This is a genomic window from Mycobacterium sp. (assembly GCF_049673265.1).
Lineage (GTDB): Bacteria > Actinomycetota > Actinomycetes > Mycobacteriales > Mycobacteriaceae > Mycobacterium.
In genome coordinates, this window is record NZ_JBATXN010000313.1 from 1 (window position 1) to 2,431 (window position 2,431).

Sequence of the window (2,431 nt, forward strand, 5' to 3'; positions counted from 1 at the left end):
CTGGCGGTGTACATGCAGATCCAGTCAACTGGGAGGCCATCGCGCAGTGTGAATCCGGCGGTAACTGGGCGGCCGACACCGGCAACGGTGCCTATGGCGGCCTGCAGATCACCTTGCCCACATGGGAATCCAACAGTGGCAACGCGTGGTCTGCGTTACCTTCGACCGCCAGACCGCAGGAACAGGTTCTGGTGGGGCAGCGGATTATGGCCACCCAGGGGCCCAGAGCCTGGCCGAGATGCTCGTCCTGCAGTCAGGATGAAGCCCCGATGGGTTCTCTCACGCATCTCCTGACATCAATGTGGAGTCAGGCTGGCGGGTGCCCAGGGTCGTCGCGTGCTCTCGAGGAGGGAGCGGGGTAAACGCCGCCGCGCACCACCCGAGAACGGGGCTTTATCGGCTCGCTGTGTGATGATGTGTTGGCATGACACCGAATCCGCGCCGGGTTGACCTGCCCGATGTGCAGCTGAGCTCCGGCGGACCGTTCGGAATCTATGTGCACGTGCCGTTCTGCGTCACCCGATGCGGCTACTGCGATTTCAACACCTATACGCCCGCCGAATTGGGCGGGGTCAATCCCGACGCCTGGCTGCTGAAGCTGCGATCGGAACTCGAACTTGCCGGCGCGCGGCTGGACGCCCCGGCAGTGCACACGGTGTTCGTCGGGGGCGGGACGCCGTCGCTATTAGGCGACGCGCGCTTGGCCACGGTGCTGGAATCGGTGCGCGACAATTTCGAGCTCGCACCCGATGCCGAGGTCACCACCGAAGCCAACCCGGAATCGACGTGGCCGGAGATGTTCGCCGGGCTGCGCTCGGCCGGCTACACCCGGATATCGCTGGGCATGCAGTCGGTGGCGCCGCGGGTGCTGGCCACCCTCGACCGGGTGCACTCGCCGGGTCGCGCGGTGACCGCAGCGGGTGAGGCAATGGCGGCGGGCTTTGAACACGTCAGCCTCGACCTGATCTACGGCACCCCGGGGGAGTCCGACGACGATCTGCTGCGCTCAGTGGATGCGGCGATCGGTGCCGGTGTCGATCACGTCTCCTCGTACGCACTGGTGGTTGAGGAGGGCACCGCGTTGGCGCGACGCGTCCGTCGCGGCGAGATCGAGGCTCCCGATGACGACGTGCTGGCACATCGTTACGAGCTGGTCGACGAGCAGCTGTCGGCGGCCGGGTTCGGCTGGTATGAGGTCTCGAACTGGAGCCGTCCGGGCGGGCAGTGCCGACACAACCTCGGCTACTGGGACGGCGGGCAGTGGTGGGGCGCAGGTCCGGGTGCGCACAGTTACGTGGGTGCAACACGTTGGTGGAATGTCAAGCACCCCAACGCTTATGCACAGATCATCGATGCCTCGGCGTTGCCGGTCGCCGGTTTCGAGCAACTGACCGCTCAGCAGCGCCACACCGAGGAAGTGCTGCTGAGGATCCGACTGCGCCAAGGCCTGGCACTGGACCTGCTTGACGACGCCGAGCGCGAGCGCGCCGCCATCGCCGTCGAGGACGAATTGCTGATGCCCGACGGCGACTGCCTGGTGCTCACCGACAAGGGGCGGCTGCTGGCCGACGGTGTTGTCCGGATGCTGTTGGGTTAGGCCGCATGCCGGGCGAGCGCCACGCCAATGCGGACTTCGAGGTCGCTGATGTGGATCGTCGGGGCGCGCGGTGGTGCTCCCGATCGGTATTGCGCGCCGGTTGGAGTGGTGAATGTTGCTGTGTGTCTGCACGTTTTGTCGATGTTTGGTTCGACTTTCCAGCCGGCGGTTTCTTTGACGTAATTGCATCGCTCGCATTGCCCCAGCCCGTTGGCGGCACTCGTCGAGCCGCCGCGGGCCCATGGTCGGGCATGGTCGCGATGGCGGATCGGTGCGTCGCAGTAGGGCGTGCGGCAGCGCTGATCTCGTAGCCCGATGAAGGCGGCCAGACCGCCGGGAAACAACCGGGCTCGCGACTCCATGGCCACCAGCGCCCCTGAGCTCGGATGGGCATAAAGCCGGCGCAGCGTGGCCCGCGATCGGGCATCGCTGACAGCGTCCGAGACCAATCCGCGCGCGACTTCCGCGGGAATTGGCCCATAGCCACTGATCTCTGCCGGGGTGTTATCGCCGCCTAGCAGGGTGTGATCCGTGAGGACCAAATTGACCGCGATCGGTGTCGGCGTCGCGGCACTGCGACCGGCGACCCGTTCGACGAGCGTGTCGGCCATGACCTGGCCCCGCGAACGCCCGTCGGCGCAGATATCGGCCGCCCGCCGCAGCGCGGCATACACGGACACGCCCTGCGCCACCGGCAACAGTGCGGTCAGATACGTCATGGTGTCGGGTGCAGGGCGAATGGTTACCGTGCGTTCGGTTTCGGCTTTGGCGGCCCGGTCGCCCACGGAGTGGGGATCGAGTCGATAAGCGATCTTCTTGCCCGCCGCCGCGATT

The 2,431-nt window shown here is 66.4% G+C and carries 3 protein-coding genes; 2 read left to right on the forward strand and 1 reads right to left on the reverse strand.

Features of this window, described 5'->3' with window-relative positions; translation table 11 throughout:
- Positions 1 to 38 precede the first annotated feature (38 nt).
- Complete coding sequence (locus WBF82_RS11135) at positions 39 to 362, forward strand: transglycosylase family protein (RefSeq protein WP_424383095.1); 324 nt, start codon at positions 39 to 41, stop codon at positions 360 to 362.
- Positions 363 to 424: 62 nt separating this feature from the next.
- A complete protein-coding gene (hemW, locus tag WBF82_RS11140) occupies positions 425 to 1,597 on the forward strand; it encodes a radical SAM family heme chaperone HemW (protein WP_424383093.1) in 1,173 nt (390 codons plus the stop codon).
- On the opposite strand, the gene WBF82_RS11145 is transcribed toward hemW, so the two are convergent.
- The coding region (locus WBF82_RS11145; RefSeq protein ID WP_424383094.1) for an HNH endonuclease at positions 1,594 to 2,431 on the reverse strand (838 nt) is incomplete at its 5' end. The genes hemW and WBF82_RS11145 overlap by 4 nt on opposite strands.

What these genes read in the sequence shown, in the direction of transcription:
- hemW (WP_424383093.1), top strand. Translation starts at nt 425, where the DNA reads ATGACACCGAATCCGCGCCGGGTTGACCTGCCCGATGTGCAGCTGAGC.